The 14545-nt window shown below is 71.9% G+C and carries 13 protein-coding genes; 3 read left to right on the forward strand and 10 right to left on the reverse strand.

Annotated features, from left to right (window positions below; genetic code table 11):
* Positions 1-109 precede the first annotated feature (109 nt).
* The 10 genes from ABZZ79_RS25215 to ABZZ79_RS25260 are packed head-to-tail and all read right to left on the reverse strand — an operon-like array spanning position 110 to position 10565.
* Entirely contained in the window at positions 110-1633 is a 1524-nt protein-coding gene (locus ABZZ79_RS25215; RefSeq protein WP_356692249.1) for an NADH-quinone oxidoreductase subunit N, read from the reverse strand.
* Positions 1630-3204, reverse strand: a complete 1575-nt coding sequence (locus ABZZ79_RS25220) for an NADH-quinone oxidoreductase subunit M (protein WP_356692251.1) — start codon at positions 3202-3204, stop codon at positions 1630-1632. Before ABZZ79_RS25220 ends, ABZZ79_RS25215 begins: the two co-directional genes overlap by 4 nt.
* 6 nt (positions 3205-3210) lie before the next feature.
* Positions 3211-5205: an NADH-quinone oxidoreductase subunit L gene (locus tag ABZZ79_RS25225; RefSeq protein ID WP_356692253.1), complete on the reverse strand. Its 1995-nt coding sequence runs from the start codon at positions 5203-5205 to the stop codon at positions 3211-3213.
* Positions 5202-5579 carry an NADH-quinone oxidoreductase subunit NuoK gene (nuoK, locus tag ABZZ79_RS25230; RefSeq protein WP_356692255.1) on the reverse strand — a complete coding sequence of 126 codons (378 nt, stop codon included), beginning with the start codon at positions 5577-5579 and terminating at the stop codon, positions 5202-5204. The genes ABZZ79_RS25225 and nuoK overlap by 4 nt, the downstream gene beginning before the upstream one ends.
* Complete coding sequence (locus ABZZ79_RS25235) at positions 5579-6349, reverse strand: NADH-quinone oxidoreductase subunit J (protein WP_356692257.1); 771 nt, start codon at positions 6347-6349, stop codon at positions 5579-5581. Before ABZZ79_RS25235 ends, nuoK begins: the two co-directional genes overlap by 1 nt.
* Positions 6346-6897: an NADH-quinone oxidoreductase subunit I gene (locus ABZZ79_RS25240; protein WP_356692259.1), complete on the reverse strand. Its 552-nt coding sequence runs from the start codon at positions 6895-6897 to the stop codon at positions 6346-6348. The genes ABZZ79_RS25235 and ABZZ79_RS25240 overlap by 4 nt, the downstream gene beginning before the upstream one ends.
* On the reverse strand, positions 6897-7865 hold the full coding sequence (locus ABZZ79_RS25245) for a complex I subunit 1 family protein (protein ID WP_356692261.1): 969 nt from the start codon (positions 7863-7865) through the stop codon (positions 6897-6899). Before ABZZ79_RS25245 ends, ABZZ79_RS25240 begins: the two co-directional genes overlap by 1 nt.
* On the reverse strand, positions 7862-9508 hold the full coding sequence (locus tag ABZZ79_RS25250) for an NADH-quinone oxidoreductase subunit C (RefSeq protein ID WP_356692263.1): 1647 nt from the start codon (positions 9506-9508) through the stop codon (positions 7862-7864). The genes ABZZ79_RS25245 and ABZZ79_RS25250 overlap by 4 nt, the downstream gene beginning before the upstream one ends.
* A complete protein-coding gene (locus tag ABZZ79_RS25255; protein WP_356692265.1) occupies positions 9505-10182 on the reverse strand; it encodes an NADH-quinone oxidoreductase subunit B family protein in 678 nt (225 codons plus the stop codon). The genes ABZZ79_RS25250 and ABZZ79_RS25255 overlap by 4 nt, the downstream gene beginning before the upstream one ends.
* Positions 10173-10565, reverse strand: coding sequence for an NADH-quinone oxidoreductase subunit A (locus ABZZ79_RS25260; protein WP_356692267.1), 393 nt, complete (start codon positions 10563-10565; stop codon positions 10173-10175). The genes ABZZ79_RS25255 and ABZZ79_RS25260 overlap by 10 nt, the downstream gene beginning before the upstream one ends.
* Positions 10566-10764: 199 nt before the next feature.
* Between ABZZ79_RS25260 and ABZZ79_RS25265 the strand changes: the two genes are divergently transcribed.
* From ABZZ79_RS25265 to ABZZ79_RS25275, 3 genes are all read left to right on the forward strand, one after another.
* The gene (locus tag ABZZ79_RS25265; RefSeq protein WP_356692269.1) at positions 10765-11958 is read left to right on the forward strand and encodes a sensor domain-containing protein; all 1194 of its coding nucleotides are present in this window, start codon (positions 10765-10767) and stop codon (positions 11956-11958) included.
* Positions 11959-12081: 123 nt separating this feature from the next.
* Positions 12082-13422 carry a sensor domain-containing protein gene (locus ABZZ79_RS25270; protein WP_356692271.1) on the forward strand — a complete coding sequence of 447 codons (1341 nt, stop codon included), beginning with the start codon at positions 12082-12084 and terminating at the stop codon, positions 13420-13422.
* Between the two features lie 116 nt (positions 13423-13538).
* Entirely contained in the window at positions 13539-14198 is a 660-nt protein-coding gene (locus ABZZ79_RS25275) for a response regulator transcription factor (protein ID WP_356692273.1), read from the forward strand.
* Positions 14199-14545 lie beyond the last annotated feature (347 nt).

Here is a 14545-nt window from a genome sequence, read left to right on the forward strand (position 1 = left end):
GGTCAGCCGTACGGGTGAGTGCCGCGTCGCGCTGGCTTGGGGTGGCCGCCCTGCCCTTCCGGCGGGGCGGCCCTGGAGGTGGTCGGTGCCTGAGGACAGGCCAGTCGCTCTAGAACAGGCCCGTGTCGGCGAAACGCAGCACCAACTGGGGTGCGCCGGACAGTGCGATGCCGACGACCGCCGTGAGCGCGATCGCCGCCGTGAGGGGCGCCGGGACGGCGTGGCGGCCGGGCTCGCCCTCGGGGGCACGGAACAGCAGGGCGGTCCACTGGAGGTAGTAGACGAGCGCGATCACGACGTTCACCGCCATCACCACGGCGAGCCAGCCGAGGCCCGCGTCGACCGCCGCCGAGAAGACGGTGACCTTGGCGAACAGGCCGATGATGCCGGGCGGCAGGCCGGCCAGGCAGAGCAGGAAGAACGCCAGGACGAGCGCCGTGAGGGGGTTCCTGGCGTACAGGCCCCGGTAGTCCGCCACCCGGTTCAGGGCGTGCGTACGGCCCACGAGCGCGGCCACCGCGAAGGCGCCCAGGTTCACCACGCCGTACATGAGGGCGTAGGCGACGGTGGAGCCGACGGCGTGCTCGGCGTCGTCGGAGTACGCGGCGGCGGCGATCGGGACCAGGAGGTAGCCGGCCTGACCGACCGAGGACCAGGCGAGCAGGCGTACGGCGCTGTACGCGCGCGTGGTCTGCTGGCGCAGGGCGCCGACGTTGCCGATGGTCATGGTCAGCGCGGCAAGCCCGGCGAGGGCGGGGCCCCAGACGTCGGCGTAGGAGGGCAGCGCGATGACGGTGACGAGGATCAGGCCGGAGAAGCCGACGGCCTTGCCGACGACCGACAGATAGGCGGCGACCGGCAGGGGCGCGCCCACATACGTGTCAGGGACCCAGAAGTGGAACGGTACGGCGGCCGTCTTGAAGGCGAAGCCGACGAGGGTGAGGACCACGCCGGTCTGGACGAGGGTCTGCAACTGGCCGTCGACGTCCTGGATGCGTTCGGCGATCCGGGTGAGGTACAGGGTGCCGGTCGCGGCGTAGACGAAGCTGATGCCCATCAGGCTGACGGCGGTGGCCGTGACCGAGGACAGGAAGAACTTCAGGGCCGCCTCGGAGGAGCGCCGGTCGCCGTGGCGGAGGCCGACCAGGGCGAAGGCGGGCAGGGAGGCGACCTCCAGTGCGACGATCAGGGTCGCCAGGTCGCGGGAGGCGGGCAGCAGGGCGGCACCGGCGGCGGAGGACAGCAGCAGGAACCAGAACTCCCCTTCAGGGAGTTGTCCTCGTGAGTCCTTCAGCGCGGTGACGGACAGCAGGGCGGCGAGGAGGGCGCCGCCGAGCACGAGGAACTGGATGACGAGCGTGAAGCGGTCCGCCGTGTAGCTGCACGCGCCGGGGTCGCCGGTGAGGCAGAAGGTGGAGCGGTCGCCGTCCAGGAGGGGCAGCAGCAGCGCGGTCGAGGCGGCGAGGCCCGCGACCGAGACCCAGCCGAGCAGGGCCTTCCTGCCGTCGGCGAGGAACAGGTCGGCGACGAGCACGGCGAGCGCGACGACCGCGGCGACGGTCGGCGGCGCGACGGCGAGCCAGTCGACGTCCTGGACCAGGCTGACGGCCTGCGTCTGGACCGGGGAGCTCATCGGGTGCCTCCTGCGAGGAGCTGCTGCACGGCCGGGTCGGTCAGGCCGAGCAGGGTCTTGGGCCACAGGCCGGCGACGACGGTGAGGACGACGAGCGGGGTCCAGGCCGCGAACTCGTACGTCCGTACGTCGGTCAGTCGCGGGGCGTCCTGCGGCAGGGCGCCCATGCAGACGCGGCGGACCACGATCAGCAGGTACGCGGCGGTCAGCAGGGTGCCGAACGCGCCGATCGCCATGAAGGTGAGGAACGCGGGGCGGCTGAGGCCCTCGGCCGGTTCGAACGCGCCGAACAGGGCCAGCATCTCGCCCCAGAATCCGGCGAGTCCCGGCAGGCCTAGGGAGGCGACCGCGGCGAAGGCGAGCAGGCCGCCCAGGCGTGGGGCCTTGCCGTAGAGGGCGGCGCCGGTCTCCTCGGCGAGGGTGTCGAGGTCGGTGGTGCCGGTGCGGTCCTTCAGGGCGCCGACCAGGAAGAACAGCAGGCCGGTGATGAGGCCGTGGGCGATGTTGGCGAACAGGGCGCCGTTGACGCCGGTCGGGGTCATGGTGGCGATGCCGAGCAGCACGAAGCCCATGTGGCCGACCGACGAGTAGGCGATGAGCCGCTTCAGGTCGCCCTTCGCGCCGCTTTTGGCGAGGGCCAGGCAGGCGAGCGATCCGTAGATGATGCCGACGACCGCGAAGGCGGCCAGGTACGGCGCGAACTCCCGGAATCCGTCGGGGGCGATCGGCAGCAGGATGCGGACGAACCCGTAGGTGCCCATCTTCAGCAGCACGCCCGCCAGCAGTACCGAGCCGACGGTCGGGGCGGCGGTGTGGGCGTCCGGGAGCCAGCTGTGCAGCGGCCACATCGGGGTCTTCACCGCGAGTCCGAGTCCGATCGCCAGTACGGCGATGACCTGCACGGACGTGGTCAGCGACCGGCCGTTGTCAGTGGCGAGTGCCACCATGTCGAAGGTGCCCGCGTCGAGTCCGATCAGGAGCAGGCCGAGCAGCATGACCACGGAGCCGAGCAGCGTGTAGAGGATGAATCGCCAGGCGGCCGCGGCCCGTGCCTCGCCGCCCCAGCGGGCGATGAGGAAGTACATCGGGATCAGGACCATCTCGAAGGCGAGGAAGAACAGCAGCAGGTCGAGGACGGCGAAGGTGGCGAGGGTGCCGGACTCCAGGACGAGCAGCAGCGCGACGAACGCCTTCGGGGTCGGGCCCGCGGGCATCTTGAAGTAGCTGTAGAGCGCGCAGAGGAAGGTCAGCAGCGCGGTCAGGACCAGAAGGGGGAGGGAGATGCCGTCCACGCCGAGGTGGATGCGCACGTCGAGTGCGGGGATCCAGCTGAGGTCCGTGCTCGCCTGCATCTTCGACGGGTGGTCGTGGTCGAAGCCGAGCGCGAGGACGATCGCGGCGAGGAGGACCACGCCGGTGACGGTGACGCCGTGGCGGAGCACCGCCTGCTCGGGCGACTTCCCCTTCAGTCCCGGCGGGGCGGGCAGAAGGGCGGCGGCGGCGCCGAGGAGCGGGCCGACGACGACGAACGCCAGAAGGAACTGCATCACTGACTCGTTGATATCGATCACGCCTGCTCACGCTCCCGTGGCGACGAGGACGACGGCGACCGCCAGGACGACGGTGCCGGCGAGCAGGGCGCTCACATAGGTCTGCACATTGCCGGTCTGGGCGCGGCGTACGGCGGCCCCCAGCCAGCGGGGTAGGGCGCCCGCACCGCGTACATAGGTCTCGACGACCTCGCGGTCGAGGAACCGGACGAGGCTCGCGCCGCCCTGGACCGGGCGGACGAACAGCGCCGAGTACACGGCGTCGAGGTGGAAGCCGACGGCCGCGTGCGGGTGCAGCGGGCCGAGCAGCAGCCGTCCGGGGTCGGCCGGGTCGGGGGCGCCGGCCACGTCGCCGTAGGCGGGTTCGTGGCTCGCGATGGCCTCGGCCTCGACGAGCCCGGCGTCGCCCTCGGGGTGGGCGGCGACCGCGCCCAGGGGCACGCGCGCGGCGAGGGGTGCGGTGTGCCGCCAGGCGGCGTAGGTGACCAGAGCGCCGGCGAGGGCGAGACCTGTGCCGAGGACGGAGGTGGTCAGGGTCGGGGCGAGGTCGTTGCCGTCGAACCAGTCGGGCAGCACCCGGTAGGCGAGGCCGCCGAGCGCGAGGGACGGCACGGCGAGCACCCACAGCACCACGGTCATCGTCAGCGGCTGACGGCCGTGGTCGGGGGCCTCGGCACCCTGACCGCGGAAGGTCCGCAGCCACAGGCGCATCGCGTACGCCGCGGTGAGCACGGCGGTCAGCAGGGCGGAGACGAGGACGATCCAGCCGGCCGCGGCGGGGGCGGCCTCGGTGTGCCCGGTGGAGACGTGCTCGGCGGCGCCGAGGACGGACTCCTTGGAGAAGAAGCCGCTGAACGGCGGGATCGCGGCGAGCGCGAGGAGCGCCACGGTCATCGTCCAGTAGGCGTCGGGGACGCGGTCGCGCAGATGGCTCATGCGGGACATGGCGGCCAGTGAGTTGGTGCCGGCGGCGTGGATGATCACGCCGGCCGCGAGGAACAGCAGCGCCTTGAAGGCGCCGTGGGACAGGAGGTGGAAGACGGCGGCGCCGCGGTCGCCGACGGCGAGGGCGCCGGTCATGTAGCCGAGCTGGCCGATCGTCGAGTAGGCGAGGACGCGTTTGATGTCGTCCTGGGCGAGCGCGGCCAGACCCGAGCCGGCCATCGTCACGGCGGCCATCACGGCGAGGGTGACCAGCACAGCGGCGGACGCCTGGAAGACGGGGAGGAGCCGGGCGACGAAGTAGACACCGGCGGCGACCATGGTCGCGGCGTGGATCAGCGCGGAGACCGGGGTGGGGCCGGCCATCGCGTCGGGAAGCCAGGTGTGCAGCGGGAACTGCGCCGACTTGCCCGCCACGCCCGCGAGGAGCAGCAGGCCGATCAGGGTCGGGTGGTCGAGCGAGCCGCTCGCCACGGCGCCGAGGACCTTGGTGATCCGGAACGACCCGGCGTCGGTGGCCAGGGCGAACAGGCCGATCAGGAAGGGGACGTCACCGAGCTTGGTCACCAGGAAGGCCTTGAGGGAGGCGGCGCGCGCCTCGGGGGTCTCCCAGTAGTGGCCGACCAGGAAGTAGGAGCAGATGCCCATGACTTCCCAGCCCACCAGCAGCACCATCAGGTCGCCGGTGTAGACGACCAGGAGCATGGCGGAGGTGAACAGCGACACGAGCGCGGCGTAGGAGGGGTAGCGCGGGTCGTCGCGCAGATAGCCGGTCGAGTAGATCTGCACGCAGGTCGCGACGACCGTGACCAGTACGGCGACCAGGGCGGCGAAGCCGTCGACGTACAGGGCGAGTTCGATGGGGATCGAGCCGGTCGGGGTGAGCTCGGTGGCCGCGTCGACGGCCTGGTCCCCGCCCTGACGGGCCGCGACCAGGGCGGCCAGCACGAGGGAGGCGAGGGTCGGCAGGACGGCGAGCGGTCGGACGAAGCCGGGGGCGGTGCGGCCGAGGAGCAGTCCGGCGACGGCTCCGAGGAACGGCAGGAGGGGGACGAGGACGGCGAGGGTGGTCGTGGTCACGCGGTGGCCTCAGCCTTCTCGCCGGCCGCGGTGGCCTCGGGTTCTTCGGGCTCGTGGCCCTCCGCGGTGTCGCGGAGCCTGTCGATGTCCGCGGTGCCGCGGTTGCGGTACACGGCGAGGACGATCGCCAGGCCGATGCCGATCTCGGCGGCGGCGATGGCGATGGTGAACAGAGTCAGGGCCTGGCCGGAGTGCAGGGTCTCCTCGGCGGTGCGGCTGAGCCAGACGTCGAAGGCGACCAGGTTGAGGTTGACGGCGTTGAGCATCAGCTCGACCGACATCAGGACCAGGATCGCGTTGCGGCGGGCGAGGACGCCGTACAGGCCGGTGCAGAAGAGGAGGGCGGAGAGTACCGCGGGATAGGCGAGGTGCATCAGCGGGCGCCTTCCTGCTCGGTCGGGGTGGTCCGCTCCGCCGAGGTCTGCTCGGCCTGGCCCGTTCGCCCCGTCGGCCCGCCCCCTGCCGCAGGCTTCGTTCGCCCTATCGGGTGATTACGGGAATCCGGGACGAAGGGGGAACCACCGGCGGTGGCCCGGGAGTTCACAGGGGGAGAGCTCGACTCCGCCTTCGCCTTGCGGGACAGGACGATCGCCCCGACCAGGGCCGCCAGGAGAAGGACGGAGAGGGCCTCGAAGGGCAGGACCCAGTTCTGGAAGAGCGCCTCGCCGGTGACCGCGGTGGAGCCGGCGGAGGCGCCGTCGAGGTCGATCCAGGTGGTGCGGAAGGCGTCGACGACCACCCAGACCAGGGCGGCCGCGGCGACGACGGCCACGGCCAGGGCGGCCCAGCGGTTGCCGGAGTCGGCGTCCGGGGAGCGGCCGATGGGGGCCCTGGTGAGCATCAGACCGAAGAGAAGGAGGACGACGACGGAACCGACATAGATCAGCACCTGCACCCAGGCGATGAACTCGGCGGTGAGCAGGAGGTACTCGACAGCGAGACCGCCGAGGGTGACCACCAGCCACAGGGCGGCGTGCACCAGCTGCCGGGTGGTGACGGTGACCAGCGCCGCGCCGAAGGTGACCAGGCCGACGAGGAGAAACGCGATCTCCACGCCGGTCGGAGAGAGAAAGCCGTGCGAGTCGGCGGCGACCGTGGTGAGCGCGGTCGGGCCAGTGCTCACGGCGACGGAGACGAAGCTCACGCGTCTCCCTCCTGCGGCTCGGTCTGGGCGGCGGCGAGCTTCTCCGCCGTCTTGCGGGCGGCGGCGAGCTCCTTCGGTTCCTCCGCACCCGGGTCGAGAGCGGGCGGGGACGGCACGGTCCACATCCACTCGCGGAGCTTGTCCCGCTCATGGGTGAGCTCGCGGATGTCGGTCTCGGCGTACTCGAACTCCGGGGACCAGAACAGGGCGTCGAAGGGGCAGACCTCGATGCAGATACCGCAGTACATGCACAGCGAGAAATCGATGGCGAACCGGTCGAGCACATTGCGGCTGCGCTCGCGGCCACCCGGGGTCGCCGCCGGGATCGTCTCCTTGTGGGAGTCGATGTAGATGCACCAGTCGGGGCACTCACGGGCGCAGAGCATGCAGACCGTGCAGTTCTCCTCGAACAGGCCGATCACACCGCGGGTACGGGGCGGGAGTTCGGGCTGGACGTCCGGGTACTGCTCGGTGACCGACTTGCGCGTCATCGTGCGGAGGGTGACGGCCAGGCCCTTGGCGAGGCCGGAGCCCGGAATGGGGGCCACTAGGAGATCACCACCTTGACGATGCCGGTGAGGGCGATCTGAGCGAGAGAGAGGGGGACGAGAAGGGTCCAGGAGAGCTTCTGGAGCTGGTCCTCGCGCAGGCGGGGATAGGTGACGCGGAGCCAGATGACGAGGAAGGCGAGGACGGCCGTCTTCAGCAGGGTCCACACCCAGCCGAGGCCGTCGGCGCCGAAGGGGCCGTGCCAGCCGCCCAGGAACAGGACGGTGGTCAGGCCGCACAGGACGACGATTCCCGCGTACTCGGCGAGGAGGAAGAGTGCGAAACGCAGGCCCGTGTACTCGGTGTACGCGCCGAAGATGATCTCCGAGTCGGCCACCGGCATGTCGAAGGGCGGGCGCTGGAGTTCGGCGAGGCCGGCGACGAAGAAGACGATCGCGCCGACGATCTGCCAGGGCAGCCACCACCACTCGAAGGCGTCGAGGATGCCGGGGAGGGAGACGGTGCCGGCCGCCATCGCCACGGAGGCGGCGGTGAGCAGCATCGGCAGTTCATAGGCGAGGAGCTGCGCGGCGGTGCGGAGACCGCCGAGGAGGGAGAACTTGTTGGCGCTGGCCCAGCCGGCCATGAGTGAGCCGAGGACGCCGACGCCCATCACCGCGAGGACGAAGAAGACGCCCGCGTCGATGACCTGGCCGACGGCTCCTTCGCCGGAGCCGATCGGGATGGCGAGCAGCACAAGGAGGTAGGGCAGCAGGGCGACGGCCGGGGCGAGCTGGAAGATCCGGCGGTCCGCGCCCGCCGGGACCACGTCCTCCTTCTGCGCGAACTTCACGCCGTCCGCGACGAGCTGGGCCCAGCCGTGGAAGCCGCCCGCGTACATCGGGCCGAGGCGGCCCTGCATATGGGCCATCACCTTGTGCTCGGTCTGGCCGATGATCAGCGGGAAGACCAGGAAGACGACGAGGATGACCAGGAGTCGCAGGGCGACGTCGAGCGCGCCGTTCACTGCGGGCCTCCTGCGGGGTCTTCGGGGTTGGGGGTATCGGGGCTCGGGGTTTGCGGGCTCGGGGTTTTGGGGCTCGGGTTTTTAGGGCTGGGAGTGTCGGGGCGGGAAGCTTCGGGCGTCCGAGCCTGCTCGGCCGACGATTCCGGCGCCTCTGCCGACGATTCCGGCGCCTCGGCCTGAGGTTCGTGTGCGTCGGTCGACGGTGCCTGCACCGCCGGGCCCTCAGGCTCCTGTGCGTCCTGCGGCGCGGGTGCCTGGGTGTTCGACCCGGACTCCTCTGAACGCGGTCCTCCGGACTTCTCGGTGGTGGGCCCGGCTTCCTCCGTGGTCGGCCGGGACTCCTCGGTGGTGGGCCCAGCTACCTCCGTGGTCTGCCGGGACTCCTCGATGGTCTGCCGGGGCTCCTCGGAACCCGGTCCTCCGGACTCCTCGGTGGTCGGCCGGGACTCCTCGGAACCCGGCCCTCCGGACCCGGCGGTCGGCCCGGCTTCCTCCGTGGTCTGCCCGGACGCCTCGGAACCCGGCCCTCCGGACTCCTCAGTGGTCGGCCCGGTCGCCTCGGCCCCGGTCCCCTCGGGGACGGACCCCGTTCCCTCCGTGTCCCGGTGCGGTTCGTCGAAGGCCGGGCGGGCGTGGTGCCAGGGGGCGTCGGCGCTGCGCGGGGCCGTGGGTTCGGCGGGCTTCGGTTCCGCCGGGGCCGGCTCGGTCGTGGCGCGCTGCGAGGCCGAGCCGCCCGAGACACTGCGGGCGCGGCGGGGGCCCGCCGGAGCGGCAGGGGCGGCAGCGGCAGCCGGGGCGGCCGGGGTGGCGGTGCCCGCTGCCGACGGGTCGGCCTCGGGCGCGGGTGCCTCCGTGGTGGGGGCGTCCGTGGCCTGGGGTCGCTGGGACGCCGAGCCGTCCGGGACGCTCCGGGCACGCCGGGTGCGGGGTGCCGCGGGGGCGGCGGCGGTGTCCTCCGTCGCCGGGGTCGTCTGGCTGGCCGAGCCGTCCGAGGCGGTGCGGGCGCGGCGGGCCGGGCGTTCGCCGGCGGGGCGGGCCGCGCCTCGGGCCGGGCGGGCCGGGGCAGGGGGGAGCTGGCCCTTGAGCGGGCCCCAGTCGTTGGGGTCGGGGACGCCGGGCGGGAGCATCTGGCGGCGCTTGGGGCCGCCGTGGTCGGACTCCCCCGGCTCCTTGGCGCCGGGCCAGGCCTTGGCGACTCGGGCGGCGAGGACGAAGTCCTTGCGCAGGGGGTGGCCCTCGAAGGTCTCCGGGAGAAGGAGGTGGTCCAGGCCGGGGTGGCCTTCGAAGGTCACGCCGAACATTTCGTGCGTCTCGCGCTCGTGCCAGGTGGCACCGGCGTAGACGTCCACGGCGGAGGCGAGGGTGGGCGACTCGTGCGGGACGGTGGTGCGCAGCAGCAGGCGTTGCACCGGGGAGAGGGCGACGACGTGGGCGGACACGCGGAAGCCGGTGCCGGGTTCGTCGACCGCGCTCAGCCAGTCGAAGTAGGTGCAGCCCAGCTCGTCGCGGGCGGTGCGCAGGGCTGGGATCCAGGCGGCGGCGGGGACGTCGACCGTGAGGACGTCGTAGGACTCCTCGGCGGTGGCCTCGGGGCCGAAGAGGTCCTCCGCCGGGGCGGGCAGCCAGCCGACGGGCGTGGTCATCGGGTGCCCTCCTCTGCGGAGTCCGGGCCGGTGCCGGAGGCCTCACCCGAGCCCGGGTCCGGAGCGGGAGCCGAAGCGGGGGGCGTGGACCCCTCCTCCGGTACCGGCGGCCTGACCAGTCCGCTCTGCAGGGCCGCCGCGGAGGGGCGGGCCGGTGTGCCGTAGCGCTCGGTCAGGGACTCGCGGGCGATCTTCTCCTGGAGCTTGAGGATGCCCTGGAGGAGGGCCTCGGGGCGGGGCGGGCAGCCGGGGACGTAGACGTCGACGGGGATGATCTGGTCGACGCCCTTCGTCACCGAGTAGGAGTCCCAGTAGGGGCCGCCGCAGTTGCTGCACGCGCCGAAGGAGATGACGTACTTCGGCTCGGGCATCTGCTCGTAGAGGCGTTTCACGGCCGGGGCCATCTTGTCGGTGACCGTGCCGGAGACGACCATGAGGTCGGCCTGGCGGGGGCCCGGGGCGAAGGGGATCACGCCGAGCCTGATGAAGTCGTGGCGGGCCATCGACGCGGCGATGAACTCGATCGCGCAGCAGGCGAGGCCGAAGTTGAAGACCCAGAGGGAGTAGCGGCGGCCCCAGTTGAGGACGACCTTCATGGGTTCGGGGGCCAGCCGGGAGAGGACACCGAGACGCTTGGGCTCGGGCAGCAGGACCGGCTCAGGGGTCACGTCCATGTCAGGACCCCCTTCTTGTAGGCGTAGAGCAGACCCACGGCGAGGAAGCCGAGGAAGATGAACATCTCGACGAGAGTGGTCGCCCCGTAGCCGGGGGCCGCGAACACCGTGGCCCACGGGAACAGGAAGATCGAGTCGACGGCGAAGATGACGTAGAGGAAGGCGTAGACGTAGTAGCGGACCTGGGTGTGGGCCCAGCCCTCGCCGACCGGGTCGACGCCGCACTCGTAGGTCAGGAGTTTCTCGGGGGTGGGCACGACGGGCCGAAGCAGGCGGCCGGCCCCGAAGGCGACGCCGACGAACAGCACGCCGACGGCGACGAGCAGCCCGACGACCGAATAGGACTGGAAGTAGTCCGCCGCGACGACGGTCGGTTCCCGCACGTCCGTCCCCTCACTCCCTGGCCCTCGACCCTCGACGACGACCTCTGTTCGACGATCTGTACGCACGGGAGTCTAGGCCCTGATAAAGAGACCGTAAGCAGCCCGTCACGGCTTGAGATGTGGGGGTGGGGTTTTCCCCCGCAGCACCGGGCGGTCCACCTCATGGCGTGGGGAGGCGCGGACGGGCAGGCTGAGCCGTATGACCGAACGTACTCCGTCCGCGGGCACCGAGACGGCCGAGCCGTTGCCGCCGCCGCGTCCCGCCTACGACGCGCACACCTGGAAGGAGATCGCGCATCTCCTGGCGAACCTTCCGTCGGCACTGCTGGGCTTCGTCTATGTGACGACCGTGGTGTTCACCAGCGCCCTCCTGACCGTGACCGTGATCGGCTTCCCGTTGCTCGCGGCGGGTCTGATGGGTGCGCGGCAGTTGGGCAAGCTGGAGCGGGCGCGGGCCCGGGCGCTGCTCGGGGTGCGGGTGGACGAGCCGTCGCCGATGCCGTGGCGCGGGCGGGGCGGGTTCCTCCAGCAGTTGTGGATGATGCTGAAGGACCCGGTGGGCTGGCGGACGTTGCTGTATGACTTCATCCGGCTGCCGTGGGGGGTGCTGACCTTCACGTTGACGCTGGTGTCGTTGTTCGTGCTGTGGCCTGTGCTGCCGTATCTGGCGCGGGGTCTGGCCAACGCGGACCGGGCGATGGTGCGTGGGCTGCTGTCGCCCTCGGACGAGCTGGAACGCCGTATCGCCGAACTGGAGTCCGACCGCGGGGTCGTGGTCGACACGGCCGCCGCGGATCTGCGGCGCATCGAGCGCGATCTGCACGACGGGGCGCAGGCCCGGCTGGTGAACCTCGCGATGGGGCTGGGCCTCGCCAAGGAGAAGCTGCTGGAGGACCCCGACTCGGCGGCCGTGATGGTCGAGGAGGCGCACGGCGAGGTGAAGCTCGCGCTCCAGGAACTGCGGGACCTGGCCCGCGGTATCCACCCGGCCGTGCTCACCGACCGCGGCCTGGACGCGGCCCTGTCGTCCGTCGCCTCGCGCTGCACGGTCCCGGTGAAGGTGACCGTCGACCTGGACTCGCGGCCGGCCGAGGCGATCGAGGGGATCGCCTACTTCACCGTCTCCGAACTGCTGCAGAACATCAGCAAGCACGCGCGGGCGCGGTCCGCCTCGGTCGACGTGTGGCGGGTGCGGGACCGGCTGCTCATCCAGGTCGAGGACGACGGCCGGGGCGGCGCGCGGCTGGACGCGGGCAGCGGGCTGCGCGGTCTCGCGGAACGGCTGGACGCGGTCGACGGCCTGTTCGTCGTCGAGTCCCCGCAGGGCGGCCCGACCACCGTGACGGCCGAGTTCCCCTGGCGCTCGCGCACCGAGGTGCCCGGCCGGCACTGAGGGGTGGGGATAACCCCCCTCCCGACAGGCCGACGGACTCCATGGTCCGCGGCGCGCCGGACCGACAGGCTGGACGCAGGACAGCACATCCGGAAGCGGCTGAGAAGAAACGGACGGCGGACGATGGCCACCACGCGGTACGGGGACACCGGATACGGGCAGGAGCACGGGCGGTACGGCGACCGGCGCCGACTGCCGGCCGGGCTGCGGGCGCCGTTCGAGGCGCGGCACTGGCGAGAACTGGCGTACGTGATGCTTGGCCTGCCGATCAGCGCGCTGACCTTCACCTACGCCATCACCATGGTGTCGCTCGGCGCCGGTCTGCTGGTGACCTTCCTCGGCATCCCGGTGCTGGCGGCGGCCCTCGCCGGCTGCCGGGGGCTCGGCGCGCTGGAGCGGGCGCGGGCCCGCGCCCTGCTGCGCACGCCCGTGGCCGACCCGGAGCCGCTGCGGGGACGCGGGGACGGCCTGATGGCGTGGATGGGCGCCGTGTTCAAGAGCGGCTCGTCCTGGCGGCAGCTGCTGTACGCCGTGCTGCACCTGCCGTGGGCGGTGTTCTCCTTCACGGTGGCGGTGGCCTTCTGGTCGTACGGCTGGATGATGCTGACGTACCCGCTGTGGTTCTGGGTCTTCCCCATGTACGGCGGTCAGGACGGGATTCAGCTGTACGGCGACGAGACGCACTCGGTCTATCTCGACAACCCGTTCGAGATCGGGGTGACGGCGCTGACCGGGCTGCTGGTCACACTGGCCACGCCGTGGATCGTGCGGGCGGTGACGATGGTCGACCGGGGTCTGGTGCACGGGCTGCTGGGGCCGTCGCGGCTGTCGGCGCGGGTGGTGGAGCTGGAGTCGGACCGTGGGGTCGTGGTCGACACGGCCGCCGCGGACCTGCGGCGCATCGAGCGCGATCTGCACGACGGGGCACAGGCCCGGCTGGTCGCGCTGGCCATGGATCTGGGCCTGGCGAAGGAGAAGCTGACCGAGGACCCGCAGGCGGCGGCCCGAATGGTGGACGAGGCGCATGGGGAGGTGAAGACCGCCCTCCAGGAACTGCGGGACCTGGCCCGCGGCATCCACCCGGCCGTCCTGACCGACCGCGGCCTCGACGCGGCCCTGTCGTCCGTGGCCTCACGCTGCACGGTCCCCGTGACGGTCGAGGTCGACCTGCCCTCGCGGCCCGCGCCCGCGATCGAGGGCATCGCCTACTTCACCGTCTCCGAGCTGCTCCAGAACATCAGCAAGCACGCGCGGGCCCGGTCGGCTTCGGTGGATGTGTGGCGGGTGGAGAACCGGCTGATGCTCCAGGTCACCGACGACGGCGTCGGCGGCGCCGAGGCCTCCGCGGGCTCCGGTCTGGCCGGTCTCGCCGAGCGGCTCGACGCGGTCGACGGGATCCTCGTCGTGGACTCCCCCGCCGGCGGTCCCACGACCGTGACGGCGGAGCTGCCCTGGCGCTGCTGAGCAGCCGCCGAGTCGGCACCTGCCCTTTCCGCACCCCGCCGCGCCCCGTTTCCTGGAATGCTTGAGAGCCGTACCAGGAAACCGGGTGTGGGGGGCCGAACGACGTGGAGCGCAGGGTGCGAGTGGTCATCGCCGAGGATTCGGTGCTGCTCAGGGAGGGCCTGACCCGGCTGCTGACCGACCGCGGCCACGATGTGGTCGCCGGAGTGGGGGACGCCGAGGCACTGATCAAGACCATCACCGAGCTGGACACGGAGGGCGCGCTGCCCGACGTCGTGGTCGCGGACGTACGGATGCCGCCGACGCACACCGACGAGGGTGTACGGGCCGCGGTGCGGCTGCGGCAGGCACACCCGAGCCTCGGTGTGCTGGTGCTGTCGCAGTACGTGGAGGAGCGCTACGCCACCGAACTGCTGGCCGGGTCCAGCCGCGGCGTCGGCTATCTGCTCAAGGACCGCGTGGCCGAGGTGCGCGAGTTCGTGGACGCCGTGGTCCGGGTCGCCGAGGGCGGTACGGCGCTGGACCCGGAGGTCGTCGCGCAGCTGCTCGGGCGCAGCCGCAAGCAGGACGTCCTCGCGGGGCTCACCCCACGGGAGCGGGAGGTGCTGGGGCTGATGGCCGAGGGGCGGACGAACTCCGCGATCGCCAAGCAGCTCGTGGTCAGCGACGGCGCCGTCGAGAAGCATGTCAGCAACATCTTCCTCAAGCTCGGCCTGTCCCCGAGCGAGGGGGACCACCGAAGGGTGCTGGCCGTGCTGACGTATCTGAACTCCTGAAGCGTGATCCGGCCTCGGGCTCGTGATCGGCCTCGGGCCGGGGGTCCGACTCAGGGCTGGTGGCGGCCTCGGGGCCGGTGGCCGGTCTCGGGGCCGTGGCCGGTCTCGCGGCCGGCGTTCGACCCCGGGTCCGACGTTCGACCCCGGGTCCGGCGTCAGACCCGGGGCCGGGTGATCGCGCCGGCAGTGGTCATCGCACCCGCACTGGTGATCGTCGAGTCCGATCATCGTGTTCGACGAGTCCGGCCATCCAGTTCATCGAGTACATCGAAGTTCAACGAGTTCAACGAGTTCAACGAGTGCGGTGATCATCGTGCGATGGTCACGGGAGAGCAAGTGCCACGGAC

The organism is Streptomyces sp. NPDC006458 (assembly GCF_040612135.1).
Lineage (GTDB): Bacteria > Actinomycetota > Actinomycetes > Streptomycetales > Streptomycetaceae > Streptomyces.